The following is a 20,266-nucleotide window of genomic DNA, read 5'->3' as shown; positions in this document are numbered from 1 at the left end:
CGGTCACTGGTCCATGTAGACGTGCTTCTCGGCCTTGGCGCCGGGATGCGTGACCGCGCCCTTCACCGTCGAGCCGACGAGCTGGGCGAATTTCCAGAGCGCACCGCTTGCATACTCGGTCTCGCGCGGGCCGGGCCAGGCCTGCTTTCGCAGAGCCAGCTCCTCGTCCGGCAGCGCCACCGAAAGCTCGCCCTTGATCGCGTCGATGGTGATCGTGTCCCCGTCCTTGATCAGCGCGATGGGTCCCCCCTGCGCCGCCTCGGGGCCGACATGGCCCACGCAGAAGCCCCGCGTGGCGCCCGAGAAGCGGCCGTCGGTGATCAGCGCCACCTTCTTGCCCATGCCCTGACCCGACAGCGCGGCGGTGGTGGCCAGCATCTCGCGCATGCCGGGGCCGCCGGCGGGACCCTCGTTGCGGATGACGAGCACCTCGCCTTCCTTGTACTCGCGCGCCTTGACGGCGGCGAAGGCGTCCTCCTCGCATTCGAAGACGCGGGCCGGCCCGGTGAAGACCTGGTCCTCGGCCGCGATGCCCGCGACTTTCACGATGCCGCCCTCGGGGGCGAGGTTGCCCTTCAGCCCCACGACACCGCCGGTCTTGCTGAGCGGCGCGTCGACCGGGTGGATCACCCGGCCGTCGACTTCACGGTCGATGCGATCGAGCTCCTCCCCGATGGTGCGGCCCGAAGCGGTCATGCAGTGCTCGTGGATCAGGCCGGCGCGGCGCAGCTCCTTCATCACGACGGGGATGCCGCCCGCGTCGTAGAGGTCCTTGGCCACGTACTGACCGCCGGGCTTGAGGTCGACGAAGTACGGCGTGTCGCGGAAGATCTCGCACACGTCGAACAGGTCGAAATCGATCCCGGCCTCGTGCGCGATGGCGGGCAGGTGCAGCCCGGCATTGGTCGAGCCGCCGGTGCAGGCGACGACCCGCGCCGCGTTCTCAAGGCTTTCGCGGGTCACGACGTCACGTGCGCGAATGTTCTTTTCCAAGAGGTTCATCACCGCCTCGCCCGAGGCCGTCGCGTACTGGTCGCGGCTCTCGTACGGCGCGGGCGCGCCCGACGAATTGAACAGCGCCAGGCCGATCGCCTCGGACACGCAGGCCATGGTGTTGGCGGTGAACTGGCCGCCGCAGGCCCCGGCCGAGGGGCAGGCCACGCGCTCGAGCACGGCCAGCGCCTCGTCCGACAGGGTGCCATTCTGGTGGCGGCCGACGGCCTCGAACATGTCCTGCACGGTCAGGTCGCGGCTGGCGAAGTCCTCGGGCACGTTCGACCCGGCGGGCACCTTGCCCGGCAGGATCGAGCCGCCGTAGATGAAGACCGACGGCACGTTCAGCCGCACCATCGCCATCATCATGCCCGGCAGCGACTTGTCGCATCCGGCCAGCCCTACGAGCGCGTCGTAGCAGTGCCCGCGCATGGTCAGCTCGACGGTGTCGGCGATGGCCTCGCGGCTGGCCAGCGACGAGCGCATGCCCTCGTGACCCATGGCGATGCCGTCGGTGACGGTGATGGTGGTGAACTCGCGCGGGGTGCCGGAGGCCGACTTCACGCCCAGCTTCACGGCCTGCGCCTGGCGGCTGAGCGCGATGTTGCACGGCGCGGCCTCGTTCCAGCAGGTCGCCACGCCGACGAAGGGCTGGTGAATCTCGTCCTCGCCCAGCCCCATGGCGTAATAATACGACCGGTGCGGTGCCCGAGCGGGACCCTCGGTCACATGGCGGCTCGGCAGCTTGGATTTGTCGAACTTGCCCTTCAGCATCGCGCCCATCTCCTCGTCTCTGTCGCGCTCGGAATATGCGAGGGGCGGCATCGGGACAAGCATGATTGCTCACCGCGCGGGCGGATTGTAACTTCCGGAAAAATTGCGGGGCACGAGGCAGCATGCCGTCAAATCTTTTCCGGCGCTACGTGGCGCCCGCCACGGCGCGCCCGCAGGTGTGGCGGCTGATCCTGGGGCTCGTCCTGTCGCTGGCCGTCTATGCCGGCTGGGTCGCGCTGATCCTGGCGACGATGGTCGCAGTCTCCGGCGTCGACAGCGCCACCGCCTGGGCGCGCGCGCTGGCCGAAGGCGCGACGCCCACGGCGACGCTGGTGCTTTTCATCAGCTTCCTCGGCATGGCGGCTGGTCCGATGCTGGCCGCGCGCCTTCTGCACGGGCGCGGTCCTGCGACGCTGTTCGGGCCACGCGTGCGGGTGCTTCGCGATTTCGTCGTCGCGGCCCTGGCCGTCGCGGCCATCTACGCGCCCGGCCTGGTGATCTGGTCGCTGATCTACGACGCGGTGCCGAACCTCGACCTCTGGCTCTGGCTCGCCTACCTGCCCGCCGCGCTGCTGGGCATCCTGATCCAGACCGGCGCGGAAGAGCTGGTGTTCCGGGGCTACATGACACAGCAGCTGGCGGCGCGCTTCCGCTCACCGCTGATCTGGCTCGCCGGGCCGGCGGTGCTGTTCGGACTGGTGCACTACAACCCTGCGACGGCGGGCGACAACGCTTGGCTGCTGGTCGGCTCGGCCACGGTCTTCGGGCTTGTCGCCGCGGACCTGACGCGGGTGACCGGCAGCCTCGGCGCCGCGTGGGGCTTTCATTTCGCCAACAACCTCGTCGCCATCCTGATCCTCGCCACCGCCGGCACGATCGAGGGTCTGTCGCTCTACCTCACCCCCTACCCGGCCGAGGCCGGCGGGATGGTCCGCGCGCTGATGGGCGGCGACATCCTTCTGATGCTGCTGGTCTGGGCCCTGCTGCGCCGCCTGCTGCCACGCTGATTGCATTTCACCGGCTTGCGGCTTATCTCGCGGACACCACGGACAGACCGGAAAGCCGCCTGCATGAACTGGATCTCGAACTACGTCCGCCCCAAGATCAACTCGCTCTTCTCGCGCCGGGAAGTGCCCGAGAACCTGTGGACCAAGTGCGACCAGTGCGGAACGATGCTGTTCCACCGGGAGCTGTCCGAGAACCTGAACGTCTGCACGAACTGCGACCACCACATGCAGATCACGCCGCGGGCGCGGTTCGAGGCGCTGTTCGACAACGGCACCTTCACCGAGGTGTCGGTGCCCCAGCCCGTGGCCGACCCGCTGCAGTTCCGCGACCAGAAGCGGTACCCTGATCGTCTGCGCACCGCCCAGCGCAATACCGGCGAGAAAGAGGCGATGCTGGTCGCCGAGGGCGAGATCGGACGCACGCCCATCATCGCCGCCGCGCAGGACTTCTCGTTCATGGGCGGCTCGATGGGCATGTACGTGGGCAACGCGATCATCGCCGCCGCCACCCGCGCGGTCGAGACGAAGCGCCCGCTGGTGCTGTTCTCCGCCGCCGGCGGAGCGCGCATGCAGGAAGGCATCCTGAGCCTCATGCAGATGCCGCGCACCACGGTGGCGGTCGAGATGCTGCGCGAGGCCGGCCTTCCCTATATCGTCGTGCTCACCCACCCCACGACGGGCGGCGTGACGGCGTCGTACGCGATGCTGGGCGACATCCAGATCTCGGAGCCCAACGCCCTGATCTGCTTCGCCGGCCCCCGCGTGATCGAGCAGACGATCCGCGAGAAGCTTCCCGAGGGCTTCCAGCGGGCCGAGTACCTGCTGGATCACGGCATGCTCGACCGCGTCACGCACCGCAAGGAGCTGCGCAACGAGCTCATCACCGTCGTCCGCATGCTGCTTGGCCTGCCGCCGGCGGTGCAGGGCGATCTGCCCCCGCCGGCCGAGGGCCCCGAGAAGCAGAAGGCCGAGACGGCGGAAATCGCGGAGACCCTCGTCACACAGGACACCACCGCGTGAGCCCAGATGCCTCGGACGTCATCCTGCAACGGATGATGTCGCTGCACCCGAAGATCATCGACCTGACGCTCGACCGGGTCTGGCGCCTGCTCGACCGGCTGGGTAACCCGCAGAACGACCTGCCCCCGGTGATCCACGTCGCGGGGACGAACGGCAAGGGCTCGTCACTGGCCATGATCCGCGCCGGGCTGGAGGGGGCGGGCCATCGCGTCCACGCCTATACCTCTCCGCACCTCGCCCGCTTCCACGAACGCATTCGGCTGGCCGGGAAGCTTATTTCCGAGGACGCGCTGGCCGCCATCCTCGACGAATGCGAGGCGACCAACGGCGGCGAGCCGATAACGTATTTCGAGATTACCACCTGCGCCGCCATCCTCGCCTTCGCGCGCACGGCCGCTGACTACACCCTGCTCGAGGTCGGGCTGGGCGGGCGGCTGGACGCCACCAACGTCATCGACCGCCCGGCGCTGACGGTCATCACGCCGGTCTCGCTCGACCACCAGTCCTATCTGGGCGACACCCTGCCCGAGATCGCGGGCGAGAAGGCCGGCATCCTCAAGCGCGGCGTGGCGTGCGTCGTCGGCCCGCAAGAGGACGCGGCGCTCGAGGTGATCGAGGCGCAGGCCGAAAGGCTGGGCGCGCCGCTCCTCGCCCACGGCCAGCACTGGCATGCGTGGGAAGAGCGTGAGCGGCTGGTATTCCAGGACGAGACCGGGCTTCTGGACCTGCCGCTGCCGAACCTGCCCGGGCCCCACCAGATCGACAATGCCGGCACTGCGCTCGCCGCCCTGCGCCACCTCGGCCTGGGGGAGGCCGCCTGCGAGGCCGCCGTCACCCGCGCCGAATGGCCCGCCCGGATGCAGCGCCTCACCCACGGGCCGCTGGTCGCGGCGGCGGGCGACGCGCAGCTCTGGCTCGACGGCGGACACAACCCGGCCGCCGGCACCGCGCTGGCCGCGACCCTGCGGCGGATGGACGACCGGCCGGTCCACCTGGTCTGCGGCATGCTGAACACGAAGGACGTGCAAGGCTACCTGCGCCCGCTCGCGGGTATCGCCCACTCGCTCCACGCCGTCTCGATTCCCGGAGAGGCGGCGACGCTGTCGGCGGACGAGACCGCCGCCGCGGCCACGGCGGTGGGCCTCGGCGCAACGACGGCGCCGGACGTGGAGACGGCGATCCGCGCCATCGCCACCGTCGATCCCGCTGCGCGCATATTGATCTGCGGCTCGCTCTACCTCGCCGGCGACGTGCTCCGCAAGAACGGCTGAGCATCCGGCCTCATCTTCGGTCCTGAAATATCCCCGGGGGTCCGGGGGCAGGCAGCCCCCGGACGTCAGCCACGTGGCGCAGACCGCCGGAGACTTGCCCCCGCCGCGTGCCAACGCCATAAGCCCGCCCCATGATCACGCGACACCACCAGAAGGGCGACGCCGCCTCCACTGCCGTCTATTCCGATTGCGAGCGGTACCGCTACACCCTCACGCGCACCTGGGATCCGCACGGGAAACGCGCGCTGTTCGTCATGCTCAACCCCTCGACCGCGACCGAGCTTCAGAACGATCCGACCGTCGAGCGCTGCGAGCGGCGGGCGCGGACACTGGGCTTCGGCGCGTTCCGCGTGTGCAACATTTTCGGATGGCGCGAGACCGACCCGAAGAAGATGCGCGCTGCCGAGGACCCGGTGGGGCCGGACAATGACGCCGCCATCGCGGAGTCCTGCGATTACGCCGACACCATCGTCTGCGCCTGGGGCACGCACGGGGCGCACCTGAGCCGGGGGCCCGAGGTCGAGGCGCTGATGCGCGGGACCGGCCGCACCCTGCACCACCTAGGGCTCACTCAGGCCGGCCACCCGAAGCACCCGCTCTACATCCCCTACACGGCGCAGCCGCAGGTCTGGACCTGAGGCATTCGCCTCAAGCTCAGGGCGCCGCGTGTTCATCGATCCGCTCCGCATCAGCCGTGTGCGGACGGTCCGCCGACGCGTCCGCCTCCTCCCCGTCCGGCTCCGATTCCGCGTCGCAATCCGGTCCGACGTCGGGCTGATCCGGCAACTCGGGATCGACCGGCAGCAGTACCGGTCCCGGCTCCTCCGCGCCCGGCATGTCCGGCTCTTCCGGGTCGACGGGACCCAGCACGTCGTCCGTCGCAGGCACGCCACCCGCGTCAGGCAGCTCGGGGTCCACGGGCTCGAGCACGGCGGAAAGAGGAACCACTTCACACCCGTCGGCGAGCCAGACGTCGCACACCGGGACCTCCTCATGCCCGGGAAAGCGCAGCACCGTGTCTCCGACGCGCAGCTCGGCACCATCCTCGCCCGTCGCCGTCTCCAGCGTCTCCACCTCCTCCGGCGAATCCAGCATGACGCGGTCGACGCCCGGGCGGAACCCGTCGAGCGCGACCAAGCCGGCCCGTCCGCCGTCGACCTCGTGGGTCACGCCGGGTCCTGCCTGTTCCGGAAGATGATCCCCGTCATCCGCCTCGTCGTCGTCGTCGAAGAACGGCACGACCGCCAAGCCCAGAAGCCCGACCGTCACGAAGCCCGCGATCATTCCGTTTCCCTTCGCCTGTGTCCCAAGCTTCATAAGAACGGCGGAGTCGGGCACGGTGTCCAAGACATTCGCGAGACGAGGTTAACGAATGCAGACCGCTTTCCAAGGGTTCGAGACACGGCGCATCGACGTGGGCCGCCTGTCGCTGTCGGTCCGCGTGGGCGGAGAGGGGCCGCCGCTCGTCCTGCTGCACGGCTTTCCCCAAACCCATCTCTGCTGGGCGCAAGTCGCACCGGCCTTCGCCGAGCGCCACACTGTGATCGTCCCCGACCTGCCCGGCTACGGCGCAAGCGACGCGCCCGCGGACGATGCGGAGCACACCGTCTATTCGAAGCGGGCGATGGCGCGGGACGTGGCCGGGCTGCTTGACTCGCTGGGGCATGACCGGGCGTCGGTCCTCGGCCACGACCGCGGGGCGCGCGTCGCCTACCGTTTCGCGCTGGATCATCCCGACCGGATCGACAGGCTCGGCATCATCGAGATCGTGCCGACCGGCGATTTCTGGGCCGCGTGGAACGCCGACCTCGCGCTCGCCGCCTACCACTGGACGTTCCTGGCCCAGCCCGCGCCGATGCCCGAGCGGCTGATCGCCGGTGACCCGGCCGGCTGGCTGGACCACACGCTCGCGTCGTGGAGCAAGTCCGGCACGCTGAACGCTTTTCCGCCCGAGGCCCTCGCCGCTTACCGCGCGCAGATGCAGGATCCCGCGCGCATCGCCGCCATGTGCGCCGACTATCGCGCCGGGGCGACGACGGACAGGCGGTTGGACGAGGCGGACCGTGCCGCCGGGCGCACCATCAAGGCGCCGGTGCGCTATCTCTACGGCCGCCACGGCTTTCCCGCCCGCACGGGCGATCCGGCGGGCATCTGGCGGCCATGGGCGCCGGTTCTTGGCACCGCCGACTGCGACAGCGGCCACTTCGTGCCGGAGGAGAACCCGCAGGCCGTGCACGACGCCTTCGGCCCGTTCTTCGCACGCTGACAGGAACAGGGGTCGCAAGCCGGCCAGCATTGCCGCTTTCAATTCGCGGCCTTTTCGCCTATATGCGCGCAATCGCACCTGCGGGTGTCGATCTCCACGGGCCTGAGCTGGACGACATCCCGGCCTGCGCCATCACCCTCAACACACAAGGAGACCCCGATGTCGATTACCGCGGAAGAAAAGACGCGCCTGATGAAGGAATACGGCACCAAGGACGGCGACACCGGTTCGCCGGAAGTCCAGGTGGCGATCCTCACCAGCCGCATCGCGACGCTGACCGAGCACTTCAAGACCCACAAGAAGGACAACCACTCGCGCCGTGGCCTTCTGAAGCTCGTGGCTCAGCGCCGCAAGCTGCTCGACTACCTCAAGGGCAAGGAAGAGAAGCGCTATCAGGACCTGATCGGTCGCCTCGGCATCCGCCGCTAAGAGATTCGGTCGCGCCTCCGGGACATCTCGGAGGCGCGATTGCTTTGACCCGGCCGCATCCGCGCCTACGGTCATCGCATCCTCCCGCCGGGCCTCGCCGGGATGGCAGACGACGAAGACGAGGTCACGGGGCGATGCGCCCCGTACGCACAACGGCCAAAGGGGAACGCCCCGGCGGCCAGAACAGGATACGAGATGTTCAACGTTACCAAGAAATCCATGCAGTGGGGGGACGAGACCCTCACGCTCGAGACGGGCAAGGTCGCCCGCCAGGCCGACGGCTCGGTCGTCGCCACGCTGGGCGAGACGAGCGTCATGGCCAACGTGACCTTCGCCAAGCAGGCGAAAGAGGGGCAGGACTTCTTCCCCCTCACCGTCCACTACCAGGAAAAATACTATGCCGCCGGCAAGGTGCCGGGCGGCTTCTTCAAGCGCGAGGCGCGGCCGACCGAGAAGGAAACTCTGACTGCCCGCCTGATCGACCGTCCGATCCGCCCGCTGTTCGTGCCGGGCTTCAAGAACGAAGTGCTCGTCATGTGCACCGTTCTGTCCCACGACCTGGTCAACGACCCCGACATCGTCGCGATGATTGCCGCCTCGGCCGCGCTGACGATTTCGGGCGCGCCGTTCATGGGCCCGATCGCCGGCTGCCGCGTGGGCTATGTCGACGGTGAGTACGTGCTCAACCCCGATGTCGAGGACATGAGCAACCTGCGCGCCAACCCGGACCAACGGCTCGACCTTGTCGTCGCGGGCACCCATGACGCCGTGATGATGGTCGAATCGGAAGCCTACGAGCTTTCCGAGGCCGAGATGCTGGGCGCGGTGAACTTCGCCCACGAGCAGATCAAGCCGGTCACCGACCTGATCGTCTCGCTCGCCGAGGAATGCGCGAAAGAGCCGTTCGACTTCACCCCGCCGGATTACTCCGCCCTCTACGAGCGCGTGAAGTCGGTGGGCGAGGAGCAGATGCGCGCCGCCTTCGCGATCCGGGACAAGCAAGAGCGCACGACTGCCATTTCCGCGGCCCGCGAAGCGATCCGCGCCCAGCTGACCGAGGAAGAGCTCGAGGACGCGAACCTCGGCTCCGCCTTCAAGAAGCTGGAATCCTCGATCCTGCGCGGCGACATCATCTCGGGCGGCGCCCGGATCGACGGCCGCGACACCGAAACGGTGCGTCCGATCGAATCCGAGGTCAGCTTCCTGCCCCGCACCCACGGCTCGGCGCTGTTCACCCGCGGCGAGACGCAGGCGCTGGTCGTCACCACGCTTGGCACCGGCGAGGACGAGCAGATCATCGACGCGCTGCACGGGAACTTCCGCTCGAACTTCCTGCTGCACTACAATTTCCCGCCGTACTCGGTCGGTGAAGCTGGTCGCGTCGGCCCTCCGGGACGGCGCGAGATCGGCCACGGCAAGCTGGCTTGGCGTGCGCTGCAGGCGGTCCTGCCGCCGGCGACCGAGTTCCCGTACACCATCCGTGTCGTGTCCGAGATCACCGAGTCCAACGGCTCGTCCTCGATGGCGTCGGTCTGCGGCGGTTCGCTGTCGATGATGGATGCGGGCGTGCCGCTGAAGGCGCCGGTCGCAGGCGTGGCCATGGGCCTGATCCTCGAGGACGACGGCCGCTACGCCGTGCTGACCGACATCCTGGGCGACGAAGATCACCTCGGCGACATGGACTTCAAGGTCGCGGGCACCGAGAACGGCATCACCTCGCTCCAGATGGACATCAAGGTGGCCGGCATCACGTCCGAGATCATGGAGAAGGCGCTGGATCAGGCCAAGCGCGGCCGGATGCACATCCTCTCCGAGATGGGCAATGCCCTGACCGAGGCCGGCGAATTCTCGGTCCACGCCCCGCGCATCGAGACGATGACCGTTCCGCAGGACAAGATCCGGGAAGTCATCGGCTCGGGCGGCAAGGTTATCCGCGAGATCGTGGAAGTCTCGGGCGCCAAGGTCGACATCAACGACGACGGCGTGATCAAGATCGCCTCGCCCAACGGCGAAGCCATTCAGAAGGCCTACGACATGATCTACTCGATCGTGGCGGAGCCCGAGGAAGGCAAGGTCTACAAGGGCAAGGTCGTGAAGATCGTCGACTTCGGTGCCTTCGTGAACTTCTTCGGCAAGCGCGACGGCCTCGTTCATGTCAGCCAGATCGAGAACCGCCGCCTGAACCATCCTTCGGACGTCCTGAAGGAAGGCCAGGAAGTCTGGGTCAAGCTGCTGGGCTTCGACGACCGCGGCAAGGTTCGCCTGTCGATGAAGGTTGTGAACCAGGAGACGGGCGAAGAAGCGACGAAGGAAGACGCTGCGGAGTGATCCGCGCCGTCCCCGGCTGAGACAAGAAGGCCCCGGCACTCGCCGGGGCCTTCTTCGTTCCGGTATCGTCTTCCACCTTCGCTATGGTTCGCTTCGGTCGCCGGTGCACGCACGAAAAAGCCGGGCCGCGCAGCATCCTGCGGGCCCGGCTGTTTCGACCGGCGGAAAACGGCGGCGTTACCGCGCCAGCCCGCCCGCCAGCCCCTTCTCGATCAGCGCGATGGTCTCGTCCACGCCGTAGAGCGCGATGAAGCCGCCGAAGCGCGGCCCCTGGCTCGCGCCCAGAAGCACTTCGTAGAGCGCCTTGAACCAGTCGCGCAGCGGCTCGAACCCGTGCTCCTTGCCCACGGCGAAGACGACCGATTGCAGCGCCTCGGCGTCCAGACCGCCGTCCCATGCGCGCAGCCGACCGGCGAGGTCCTCCATCGCCGCCCGCTCCCTTTCGTCCGGCAGGCGGAACGTCCGCTCCGGCGCGACGAAGTCGTGGAAGTAGCGCACGGCGAAGCCCGCCGCGGCGTCGAGGTCCGGGTGCGTCTCGGGCGAGGCCTCGGGCGCATAGCGCTTGATGAAGCCCCACAGCCTGTCCTTGTCCTCCGCCCCCGACACGGCGGCGAGGTTCAGAAGCATCGCGAACGGCACGACCATCTTCGACTCCGGCGGATTCCCGTTGTGCACGTGGAACACCGGGTTCGCCAGCTTCTGCGTCTCGTCCTGGTCCGGAAAGGCCCGCAGTTGCTGGTGGTACTCGTCCACCGCCTTGGGGATCACGTCGAAGTAGAGCCGCTTCGCCGTCTTCGGCTTCTGGTACATGAAGTACCCCAGCGACTCCGGCGCGGCATAGGTCAGCCACTCCTCCATCGACAGGCCGTTGCCCTTCGACTTCGAGATCTTCTGCCCCTTGTCGTCCAGGAACAGCTCGTAATTGAACAGCTCCGGCTGCGGCGTCCCGAGCGCCCGGCAGATCTTCGACGACAGCTCGGCCGAGGGGATCAGGTCCTTGCCGTACATCTCGTAATCGACGCCCAGCGCGGCCCAGCGCATTCCCCAGTCGGGCTTCCACTGCAGCTTCACGTGGCCGCCGGTGACGGGCACCTCGACCTTCTCGCCGTCCGGCTCCTGATAGACGATCGTGCCTTTCGACACGTTGCGCTCCAGCGTGGCGACCTGCAGCACGTGGCCGGTCTTGGGCGACACGGGCAGGAACGGCGAATAGGTGTTCACACGCTCGGCCTCGACCCCGCCGAGCGAGGGGATCATGATCTCCATTATCTTGTCGAATCGCTCAAGCACCGTCAGCAGCGCCTCGTCGAACCGGCCGCTCTTGTAGTACTCGGTCGAGGACGCGAACTCGTACTCGAAGCCGAAACTGTCCAGGAAGGCACGCAGGCGGGCATTGTTGTGATGGCCGAAGCTCTCGTGTGTGCCGAACGGGTCGCGCACCTTCGTCAGCGGCAGGTTGAGATCCTCGCGCACCTGCTCCTGGTTGGGGACGTTGGTCGGCACCTTGCGCAGGCCGTCCATGTCATCCGAGAAGCACAAGAGCTTCGTGGGAATGTCCGACAGGATCTCGAACGCCCGGCGCACCATCGTGGTGCGCTGGACCTCGCCGAAGGTCCCGATATGCGGCAGGCCCGAGGGGCCGTAGCCGGTCTCGAACAGCACGTGGCCCTTCTCGGGCGGTGCCTTTTCATAGCGTTTCAGGACCCGACGCGCTTCTTCGAAGGGCCAGGCTTTGGAACGCATCGCGGCATCGCGCAGGTCGGACATCTCGGAATCCTCGTCTCCGCCGGAACCCCCTGTCCCGGCAAAGCCCGCTAACTATTGCCGGGGGCCCGCCGCGTCAATAATCTGCGCCTGCACCCGACGGACAGGATCAGACACGTGAACGACGTTCCCCATTCGATGACGGCGCAGGACTGCCTCGTGGCGGTGATGGTCGCGGTTTCGGCTTCGGACGAGCGGTTGAGGACAACCGAACTCGTGACCATCGAGCGGATCGTGAATCACCTGCCGGTCTTCGGCGGCTACGATCAGGATCGCATCCGCACCGTTTCGCAGGTGGTCTTCGACCTCTTCGCCGAGGAGGACGGCCTCGACGCCTTCTTCGGCCTGATCCGTGACAACCTGCCCGAGCGGCTGAACGAGACGGCGTATGCGCTGGCCTGTGACGTGGCCGCCGCCGACGGCGCGCTGCAACAGACCGAGATCCGGTTCCTCGAGGAAATCCGCTACGAACTCTCGATCGACCGCCTGGCGGGAGCCGCGATCGAGCGGGGGGCGCGGGCGCGGCACATGACGCTTTGAGCGGTACGCCGCCGCGTGCCGGAACATCGGCGGGCCGGCGGCTGTTCTCTTGTCAAATGACACAGGAGAACCCGTTATGGAATTCATACTCGGACTGATCATTCTGATCCTGGACATCTACGCGATCTACCAGGTGCTGACGAGCGGTGCGTCCACGCTGGCCAAGGTGCTTTGGACGCTGGCCATCATCATCCTGCCGGTTATCGGCCTGATCGTGTGGTTCTTCGCTGGCCCCCGCGGCGGCTCGGCCCGTGTCTGATCGGAAGTAGCGCCGCCCTTGCCCTTCGTGCGGGGCGGCGTCCCGTCAGGTGATCGCTTCCAGACGCTCTTTCGACAGCTCGCCCGGCACGATGGTAATCGGTACGGGCAAAGAGCCCGCGTTGCGCGTCAACTGCGTCACCAGCGGCCCCGGCCCCTGCTTGCCGGTTCCCGCGCCCAGCACCAGAACCCCAACATCCGGATCCTCGCGTATCTGTTCGAGGATCTCGGGCACCGGTTCGCCCTCGCGGATCACCAGTTCCGGATCGACGCCCTGCTTGTCGCGCATCCACTTCGCGAAGACCTCAAAATGCGCCTCGATCCTATCGCGGGCCTCTTCGCGCATGATCTCGCCCACGCCGATCCAGTGATTGAACTCCTCGGGCGGGATCACCGACAGGATCTCGACCCCGCCGCCGGTCTTGGCCGCGCGCATGGCGGCGAAGCGCATGGCGTTCAGGCACTCGTGACTGTCATCGAGGATGACGAGGAACTTTCTCATGGGTCTGGCATCCCTGCCCTGATCGGCGGGATGATGGACGAGCGGCGTGCGGCTGTCCACAGGCTCAGGCGGACGCGAGCGCCCAGTCCCAGTAGAGCTCGCGCACCTTCTTCGTCACCGGCCCCACGCCGTACGTCGTGCCCTCGAACTCGGTGACCGGGGTGACCTTCTGCATGTTGCCGGACAGGAAGACTTCGTCGGCCGCGCGGAAATCTTCGAAGGTCAGCACGGTCTCATGGACCCGTATGCCCTCGGCGGCGAGGTTGGCGATGTGGCGGGCGCGAGTGATGCCGGCAAGGAACGTGCCGTTCGGGATCGGCGTGAAGATCTCGCCGTCACGCACCATGAAAACATTGGCGGTAGCGGCCTCGGCCACGTTGCCCATGGCGTCGGCGACGAGCGCGTTCTTGTATCCCTTCGACGCGGCCTCGACGAGCATCCGGGCGTTATTCGGGTAAAGGCAGCCGGCCTTGGCGTTCACCACGGCGCTTTCCAGCACCGGACGGCGGAAGCGGGTGGTGCCAAGCGTGGTGGTGAAGTCCTCGGGCGGCATCGGGATCTCTTCCAGGCAGACGCAGAACCCCGCTTCGCCCGGCCCCGGCGCGACGGCCGCGATGCCGCCATCGATGGCCCAGTACATCGGGCGAATGTAGACGGCGGCGTCCTTCGGGTAGAGCGCCAGTCCCTCGCAAATGATCTCGACCATCCGGTCCGCCGCGACGCCCGGCTCGAGCATCAGGGCTTTGGCGGAACGGTTCACCCGCGCGCAGTGCAGGTCGAGGTCCGGGGCCACGCCGTTGGCATAGCGCGCGCCGTCGAAGACGGTGGAGCCCAGCCAAGACCCGTGATCGGCGGCGCGCATGATCATCGCGTCGCCGTCGTGCCAGGCGCCCTCGAAATAAGTCTTGATGTTCTTGCCGGTCGCCATGGTCCCACCTCTTCGTCGTCAGCCGCGCGACTTAACCACTGCGCGGCGAGAGGGTCCAGAGCCTCAGGCGACCTGCGCGGTCAGCCCCGAGAGCATGTCGAGACAAGCGTCGAGCTGCGACAGCGCGATGTACTCGTCGGGCTTGTGCGCCTGCGCGATGCTGCCCGGCCCGCAGACGACGGCGTGGGTGCCCAGCGACTGGAACAGCCCCGCCTCGGTGCCGAAGGACACGACCTCGCTCTCGCGCCGGCCGGTCAGCGCAGCGATCAGGTCGCGGGCCTCGTTCTCGTCCATGGGCGCGAGTTCGGCCACCTCGCCGATCACGCGCGTCAGGATGTCGGCCGAGGGCTCAATCGCCCGCATCTGCGGCAGCAGGTCCTCGTGTACAAGCCGGGCAAGCGCCTCTTTCACGTAGGCGGGGTCCGAGGCCTGTACCGGGCGCATCTCCCACTCCACCTCGGCCTTGCCGGGGATGACGTTGTGCGCGACGCCGCCGTGGATGCGGCCGATGTTGATCGTGGTCCACGGAGGTTCGAACCGACTGCCGTGTGGTGCACGGGCTTTCAACGCCTCGCGCAACTCCAGAAGCCGCGCGACGTAGCGCACCGCGTACTCCGCCGCGTTCACCCCAAGTTCGGGGCGCGATCCGTGGCCCTCGAGCCCGTGGAACTCGGTCGTGTACTCGTTGCAACCTTTGTGGCCCTCCACGACGTGAAGGCTCGTCGGCTCTCCGATCAGCGCCATCGCGGGGCGCAGCTCGTGCGCGCGCAGCATCTCGACCAGGGCTTGCCCGCCAAGGCAGCCGACCTCCTCGTCATAGGTGAAGGCGAAGTGGATGGGGCGCTTGAGGTCCAGCGCCGCCCACTCGGGCGCCGCCGCGACAACGGCGGCGATGAAGCCTTTCATGTCGCAGGTGCCGCGCCCGTAAAGCAGGCCGTCGCGCTCCACCAGCCGGAACGGGTCGGACGACCAGTCCTGATCCTCGACCGGCACCACGTCCGTATGCCCCGACAGGACCAGTCCGCCGTCGCCCTCGGGCCCAAGCGTGGCGAAGAGGTTCGCCTTGTGGCCGCTGTCGTCATGCATCAACTCGACCCGCGCCCCCAGATCTCCGAGGCGCGAGGCGAGATGCACGATCATCTCGAGGTTGCTGTCCGACGACACCGTGGGAAAAGCCACGAGGTCCGCCAGGATGTCGCGGGCGTGCTGAATTAGGTCAGGCCTTGACATGCAGTCGGCGCGGCCTGTTGCAGAACGTTTCGGCTGGGCCGTGGTCGCGGATCAGGATGCTCTCGGTAATTTCGAGCCCCCAGTCGTTCATCCAGAGGCCCGGCATGAAGTGGAAAGTCATCCCCGGCTTCAGCTCGGTCTGATCCTCGGCCCTCAGCGATACGGTGCGCTCACCCCAATCCGGCGGATAGCTCAGGCCGATGGGATAGCCGCAGCGCGCGCCGCGCTCGATCCCGGCCCGCTCAAGCGGTTCGGCCAGGGCATTTGCGATGTCGCAGGCGCGGCGGCCCGGCCGCGCGGCCTCGAGCCCTGCTTCCAGCCCCTCGAGCAGCGCCGCCTCGGCGCGCCGGATGTGGTCGGGCGGGTCGCCCAAGAATACGGTGCGGCAGACGGGCACGTGGTAACGGCGATAGCAGCCGGCCAGTTCGAAGAACGTCGCCTCACCCTTCTTGAAGGTGTCGCCGTTCCAGGTCAGGTGCGGGGCCGAGGCGTCGGTGCCCGACGGCAGGAGCGGCACGATCGACGGGTAGTCGCCCCAGCAATCAGCCCCGTCACCGCGGATGATATCGCCGTAGATCTCGGCCACCAGGTCGTTCTTGCGCAGGCCAGGCTCCACCCGCTCGATCACGCCGTCAACGACTTTCTCGGCGATACGGGCGGCGCGGCGCATGAACGCGATCTCTTCGTCGGACTTCACGCCGCGCTGCCAGTTCACCAGCGCCGTCGCGTCGACGAACTGCGCGCCCGGCAGTTCCTGCAGCATCGTGACGTAAGCCTTGGCCGAGAAATAGTAGTTCTCCATCTCGACGCCGATGCGCGCGTTGCCATGCCCGGTCTCGTGGATAATCCGGGCGAGGTCCTGCATCGGGTGCCGCTCGGTCGACTGCACGAAGTTGTCGGCGTAGCCGATCACCCTTTCGTCTGGCATCCAGACGGTGCGGACGGCACCGTTCGCGTCTTGGTTCCGGCCCCACCAGATCGGGTCGTGGTCGTGAAAGACCAGTACGCCCTGGTGGACGTAGAAGGACCAGCCGTCATAGCCCGTGAGCCATGCCATGTTCGAGGGATCCTCGACGAACAGCACGTCGATCCCCGCCTCGGCCATTGCGGCCCGGGTGAGGGTCAGGCGCCGAGCGTACTCGGCTGCGCTGAACGGCAGGATGTCCGGAGCAGCAGGCATGGGGCAAGATCCTCCTTTTCGGCTCGGATTCAGCGTTCTTCGTGGCCAGCGGGACGGTCAACCGCGGGCACCCCCTTCGGAGCGCCGCAGGTTGGCACCGCGTCGCATTGCATCGGTATCTTGCACTAAAACCGGGCATCTGCCCTCCGTCTGAGCCGAAACCGAACTTTGGACGTCGACGAGCGACCTGATGGTTACTGCGTCGCCGGGCGTGCCCCGGTCGGGCTGCCGTTCGGCGGTGGCGGATTTGGGCGGAGGACCCTCGAAAGACTCCGACCGCTCAGAGTCTCGACGCGGGGAAAGCGCGGCGAGTTCCTGCGCGGGAGCAATCGTGATTGGGGAGCTTGAGGAGCAGGAACAGAGCACCGGACGAACGGGTCTGTGGCGTCGGGCTTCAGCCCGCTGGTCCGGTACCTACTAACGTAATCGTTACTAACTCGCTTTTACCGCGATTCGGCAGGCATCGAAACATGTTTCTGTCGTATATACGCCACCTTTGCGCCATGAATTCAGGCGACGGACGTAATGCGCCCGCCCCGAATGTCGGAGCGGGCGTTGTGGAAAGATTCGAGTCAGAGCTGCCGCTCGACCATCATCTTCTTGATCTCCTGGATCGCCTTCGCCGGGTTCAGACCCTTGGGACAGGTCTTGGCGCAGTTCATGATGGTGTGGCAACGGTACAGCTTGAACGGATCCTCCAGATCGTCCAGCCGCTCGCCCGTGGCCTCGTCCCGGCTGTCGATGATCCAGCGGTAGGCGTGCAACAGCGCGGCGGGCCCGAGGTAGCGGTCACCGTTCCACCAATAGCTCGGGCAGGCCGTCGAGCACGAGGCGCACATCACGCATTCATACAGGCCGTCGAGCTTCTTGCGGTCCTCGATCGACTGGCGCCACTCGTGCTCGGGGCGGCTCGTCTTGGTTTCAAGCCACGGCATGATGCTGGCGTGCTGGGCGTAGAAGTGGGTGAGGTCGGGGATCAGGTCCTTGACCACCGGCATGTGCGGCAGCGGATAAACCTTCACGTCGCCCTTGATCTCGTCCATCCCGTAGATGCAGGCCAGCGTATTGATCCCGTCGATGTTCATCGCGCACGATCCGCAGATCCCTTCCCGGCAGGACCGGCGGAAGGTCAGCGTCGGGTCGATCTCGTTCTTGATCTTGATGAGCGCGTCCAGGACCATCGGCCCGCAGGTGTCCATGTCGACGAAATAGGTGTCGACGCGGGGGTTCTCTCCGTCGTCCGGATTCCAGCGATAGATCTGGAACTTCCGCACGTTTTTCGCCCCCTCTGGCTTCGGCCAGGTCTTGCCGGTGCGAATCTTCGAGTTCTTGGGGAGGGTCAGTTGAACCATCTCTCTCTCCTATCTCAACAGCGGGGGCAGCCCCTCGGCCGCCAGGCATTGCAGGGTCGCGGGACGGGCCGCGACCGTGATCAGGATCTGGCGCGTCGAGGCCGTGGGCCCGGTGACGCTGTCGGCCGCCAGCGCCCGAAGCTCCGGAGCGGTGGCATTGTCCACCACGCAATCCGCGGCGGGTTCAAGCGGCACGCCCGGCGCGACGTCGGCCAGGATCGGGCGGATGGCGCTGCGCGCCGCGGCGCGGGTCAGATCCTCGCGCGTGGCGGGCGTGCAAGCGGCCAGCACCGCCGCCAGCAGGACGAGTCGGCCGATCATTCCAGCACCAGGGGCCGCGCCGGCCCCTGCCCCGTCGCCCGCCGGACGCAGCGATCGTAGGCTGCGTACGGATCGGCGCCGCCACCAAGGTTCACGCCCGCGGTGAGCGAGACGTCGAGGTCGGTGTGCATCCCGCCGCTGCCATAGCCCAGCTCGGCCACGCCGCCGATGGACGACACCGGCTCGGCCGCCGCGCGTGCCCGCTCGGCGCAGCGGCGCTCGGCCACCTCGGTCGAGGCGGGGGCGCAGGCGGCCGCGACCGCCAGAAGCCCGAGAGCCGCCGCCACCCGCTTCAATACACCCGGGCCTTGGGCGCGATCTTCTTCAGATCGATTCCGCCCTCGTTGTGGCCCAGCAGCGGGTTCAGGTGCACCGGACGGTAATCCAGCTCGACCTTTCCGTTGACGCGGGCCAGCGTGTGCTTGCGCCAGGTCTCGTCGTCGCGGTCGGGGTGATCCTCCTGCGCGTGGGCGCCGCGGCTTTCCTTGCGCGCCTCGGCGCTGACGATGGTGGCGAGCGCGTTCGGCATCAGGTTGGTCAGCTCGAGCGTCTCCATCAGGTCGCTGTTCCAGACGAGTGAACGGTCGCTGACATGCAGGTCGTCCATCTTGCCGGCGACGCCGTACATTTTCTCGACCCCTTCGGCGAGCGTCTTGTCCGTGCGGAAAACGGCGGCGTCCGACTGCATGGTCTTCTGCATCTCGAGCCGCAGTTCGGCCGTCGGGACATTGCCCTTGGCGTGACGCAGCCCGTCGAAACGCGCAAGCGCCTTGTCGATGCTCGCCTTGTTGAGCCGCGGGTTCGGCGCCTGCGGGTCCACCACCTCGGCCGCGCGGATGGCGGCGGCACGTCCGAACACCACCAGGTCGATCAGCGAGTTCGAGCCAAGCCGGTTGGCGCCATGGACGCTGGCGCAGCCGGCCTCGCCCACGGCCATCAGGCCCGGCGCAACGCGGTCGGGGTCGCCCTCGACCGGATCGAGCACCTCACCCCAATAGTTCGTCGGAATGCCGCCCATGTTGTAGTGCACCGTCGGCAGCACCGGGATCGGCTCCTTCGTGACGTCGACGCCGGCGAAGATGCGCGCGGATTCCGAAATGCCGGGCAGCCGCTCGGCCAGCGTCTCGGGCGGCAGGTGATTGAGGTGCAGGTGGATGTGATCCTTGCCCTCGCCCACGCCGCGGCCTTCACGGATCTCCATGGTCATGCAGCGCGAGACCACGTCGCGCGACGCCAGATCCTTGTAGGTCGGCGCATAGCGCTCCATGAAGCGCTCGCCCTCGGAATTGGTAAGGTAACCACCCTCGCCCCGCGCGCCCTCGGTGATCAGGCAGCCCGAGCCGTAGATGCCGGTGGGGTGGAACTGAACGAACTCCATGTCCTGCAGCGGCAGACCCTGCCGCGCCACCATGCCGCCGCCGTCGCCGGTGCATGTGTGCGCCGAGGTGGCCGAGAAATACGCCCGTCCGTAGCCGCCGGTGGCAAGCACGACCATCTTGGCATTGAAGACGTGCATCGTGCCGTCGTCGAGCTTCCAGCACACGACGCCCTGGCACTGCCCATCGTCGGACATGATCAGATCGATGGCGAAATATTCGATGAAGAACTCGGCGTTGTTCTTCAGCGACTGGCCATAGAGCGTGTGCAGGATCGCGTGCCCGGTCCGATCGGCCGCCGCGCAGGTCCGCTGCACCGGGGGACCCTCGCCGAACTCGGTGGTGTGGCCACCGAACGGACGCTGGTAAATCTTTCCCTCTTCTGTGCGCGAGAACGGCACGCCGTAGTGTTCCAGCTCGTAGACCGCTTTCGGCGCCTCGCGGGCGAGGTATTCCATCGCGTCCGTGTCGCCCAGCCAGTCCGAGCCCTTCACGGTGTCGTACATGTGCCACTGCCAGTGGTCGGGGCCCATGTTGCTCAGCGACGCGGCGATGCCGCCCTGCGCGGCGACGGTGTGCGAGCGCGTCGGGAACACCTTGGTGACGCAGGCCGTCTTCAGGCCCTGCTCGGCCATGCCCAGCGTGGCGCGAAGGCCCGAGCCTCCGGCACCGACGACGACTACGTCGTAGGTATGCGTTTCGTATTCGTAAGCAGCCATGAAAGTCT

20 protein-coding genes are annotated in these 20,266 nt (G+C 67.4%); 9 read left to right on the top strand and 11 right to left on the bottom strand.

The features are described from left to right. Nucleotides 1-3: 3 nt before the first annotated feature. On the bottom strand, nucleotides 4-1,767 hold the full coding sequence (ilvD, locus tag BM162_RS08245) for a dihydroxy-acid dehydratase (RefSeq protein WP_093420614.1): 1,764 nt from the start codon (nucleotides 1,765-1,767) through the stop codon (nucleotides 4-6). A 122-nt stretch (nucleotides 1,768-1,889) separates the two neighbouring features. Here ilvD and BM162_RS08240 point away from each other — a divergent pair, with 122 nt between their 5' ends. From BM162_RS08240 to BM162_RS08225, 4 genes are all read left to right on the top strand, one after another. Beyond that, nucleotides 1,890-2,774 carry a CPBP family intramembrane glutamic endopeptidase gene (locus tag BM162_RS08240; protein WP_093420285.1) on the top strand — a complete coding sequence of 295 codons (885 nt, stop codon included), beginning with the start codon at nucleotides 1,890-1,892 and terminating at the stop codon, nucleotides 2,772-2,774. Between the two features lie 63 nt (nucleotides 2,775-2,837). Then, nucleotides 2,838-3,794, top strand: a complete 957-nt coding sequence (accD, locus tag BM162_RS08235) for an acetyl-CoA carboxylase, carboxyltransferase subunit beta (RefSeq protein ID WP_093420282.1) — start codon at nucleotides 2,838-2,840, stop codon at nucleotides 3,792-3,794. Next, complete coding sequence (locus tag BM162_RS08230) at nucleotides 3,791-5,065, top strand: bifunctional folylpolyglutamate synthase/dihydrofolate synthase (protein WP_093420280.1); 1,275 nt, start codon at nucleotides 3,791-3,793, stop codon at nucleotides 5,063-5,065. Before accD ends, BM162_RS08230 begins: the two co-directional genes overlap by 4 nt. 131 nt (nucleotides 5,066-5,196) lie before the next feature. After that, nucleotides 5,197-5,703 (top strand): DUF1643 domain-containing protein, encoded by a 507-nt coding sequence (locus BM162_RS08225; RefSeq protein ID WP_093420276.1) that lies wholly within the window; start codon nucleotides 5,197-5,199, stop codon nucleotides 5,701-5,703. A 16-nt stretch (nucleotides 5,704-5,719) separates the two neighbouring features. Here BM162_RS08225 and BM162_RS08220 read toward each other — a convergent pair whose 3' ends face one another. Further along, nucleotides 5,720-6,349, bottom strand: coding sequence for a hypothetical protein (locus tag BM162_RS08220; RefSeq protein ID WP_093420274.1), 630 nt, complete (start codon nucleotides 6,347-6,349; stop codon nucleotides 5,720-5,722). A gap of 88 nt (nucleotides 6,350-6,437) precedes the next feature. Between BM162_RS08220 and BM162_RS08215 the strand changes: the two genes are divergently transcribed. The 3 genes from BM162_RS08215 (at nucleotide 6,438) to pnp (ending at nucleotide 10,088) form a co-directional block, all read left to right on the top strand. Beyond that, entirely contained in the window at nucleotides 6,438-7,331 is an 894-nt protein-coding gene (locus BM162_RS08215; protein WP_093420271.1) for an alpha/beta fold hydrolase, read from the top strand. 159 nt (nucleotides 7,332-7,490) lie between these two features. Continuing rightward, a complete protein-coding gene (gene rpsO / locus BM162_RS08210) occupies nucleotides 7,491-7,760 on the top strand; it encodes a 30S ribosomal protein S15 (RefSeq protein WP_093420269.1) in 270 nt (89 codons plus the stop codon). A 195-nt stretch (nucleotides 7,761-7,955) separates the two neighbouring features. Further along, a complete protein-coding gene (gene pnp / locus BM162_RS08205; RefSeq protein ID WP_093420266.1) occupies nucleotides 7,956-10,088 on the top strand; it encodes a polyribonucleotide nucleotidyltransferase in 2,133 nt (710 codons plus the stop codon). 177 nt (nucleotides 10,089-10,265) lie between these two features. Here pnp and BM162_RS08200 read toward each other — a convergent pair whose 3' ends face one another. Further along, nucleotides 10,266-11,855 (bottom strand): lysine--tRNA ligase, encoded by a 1,590-nt coding sequence (locus tag BM162_RS08200; RefSeq protein WP_093420264.1) that lies wholly within the window; start codon nucleotides 11,853-11,855, stop codon nucleotides 10,266-10,268. 135 nt (nucleotides 11,856-11,990) lie between these two features. Here BM162_RS08200 and BM162_RS08195 point away from each other — a divergent pair, with 135 nt between their 5' ends. Continuing rightward, complete coding sequence (locus tag BM162_RS08195; protein WP_093420611.1) at nucleotides 11,991-12,392, top strand: tellurite resistance TerB family protein; 402 nt, start codon at nucleotides 11,991-11,993, stop codon at nucleotides 12,390-12,392. A 76-nt stretch (nucleotides 12,393-12,468) separates the two neighbouring features. Further along, nucleotides 12,469-12,651 carry a PLDc N-terminal domain-containing protein gene (locus BM162_RS08190; protein ID WP_093420261.1) on the top strand — a complete coding sequence of 61 codons (183 nt, stop codon included), beginning with the start codon at nucleotides 12,469-12,471 and terminating at the stop codon, nucleotides 12,649-12,651. Nucleotides 12,652-12,696: 45 nt separating this feature from the next. Here BM162_RS08190 and BM162_RS08185 read toward each other — a convergent pair whose 3' ends face one another. From BM162_RS08185 to sdhA, 8 genes are all read right to left on the bottom strand, one after another. Beyond that, nucleotides 12,697-13,152, bottom strand: a complete 456-nt coding sequence (locus BM162_RS08185) for a universal stress protein (RefSeq protein ID WP_093420259.1) — start codon at nucleotides 13,150-13,152, stop codon at nucleotides 12,697-12,699. Between the two features lie 64 nt (nucleotides 13,153-13,216). Next, complete coding sequence (locus tag BM162_RS08180) at nucleotides 13,217-14,080, bottom strand: branched-chain amino acid aminotransferase (protein ID WP_093420256.1); 864 nt, start codon at nucleotides 14,078-14,080, stop codon at nucleotides 13,217-13,219. Between the two features lie 63 nt (nucleotides 14,081-14,143). Continuing rightward, a complete protein-coding gene (gene argE / locus BM162_RS08175) occupies nucleotides 14,144-15,310 on the bottom strand; it encodes an acetylornithine deacetylase (protein WP_093420254.1) in 1,167 nt (388 codons plus the stop codon). Next, the gene (locus BM162_RS08170) at nucleotides 15,297-16,490 is read right to left on the bottom strand and encodes a M24 family metallopeptidase (protein WP_093420250.1); all 1,194 of its coding nucleotides are present in this window, start codon (nucleotides 16,488-16,490) and stop codon (nucleotides 15,297-15,299) included. The genes argE and BM162_RS08170 overlap by 14 nt, the downstream gene beginning before the upstream one ends. A 572-nt stretch (nucleotides 16,491-17,062) precedes the next feature. Beyond that, nucleotides 17,063-17,842, bottom strand: coding sequence for a succinate dehydrogenase iron-sulfur subunit (locus BM162_RS08165; RefSeq protein ID WP_093420248.1), 780 nt, complete (start codon nucleotides 17,840-17,842; stop codon nucleotides 17,063-17,065). Between the two features lie 9 nt (nucleotides 17,843-17,851). Continuing rightward, entirely contained in the window at nucleotides 17,852-18,163 is a 312-nt protein-coding gene (locus BM162_RS08160; RefSeq protein WP_093420245.1) for a hypothetical protein, read from the bottom strand. Next, a complete protein-coding gene (locus tag BM162_RS08155) occupies nucleotides 18,160-18,450 on the bottom strand; it encodes a hypothetical protein (RefSeq protein WP_143096121.1) in 291 nt (96 codons plus the stop codon). The genes BM162_RS08160 and BM162_RS08155 overlap by 4 nt, the downstream gene beginning before the upstream one ends. Nucleotides 18,451-18,455: 5 nt before the next feature. Further along, entirely contained in the window at nucleotides 18,456-20,258 is a 1,803-nt protein-coding gene (gene sdhA / locus BM162_RS08150; RefSeq protein ID WP_093420241.1) for a succinate dehydrogenase flavoprotein subunit, read from the bottom strand. Between the last annotated feature and the right edge of the window lie 8 nt (nucleotides 20,259-20,266).

The organism is Tranquillimonas alkanivorans, from assembly GCF_900115595.1.
GTDB classification, from domain to species: domain Bacteria; phylum Pseudomonadota; class Alphaproteobacteria; order Rhodobacterales; family Rhodobacteraceae; genus Tranquillimonas; species Tranquillimonas alkanivorans.
This window is presented reverse-complemented; position numbering and strand designations above follow the sequence as displayed.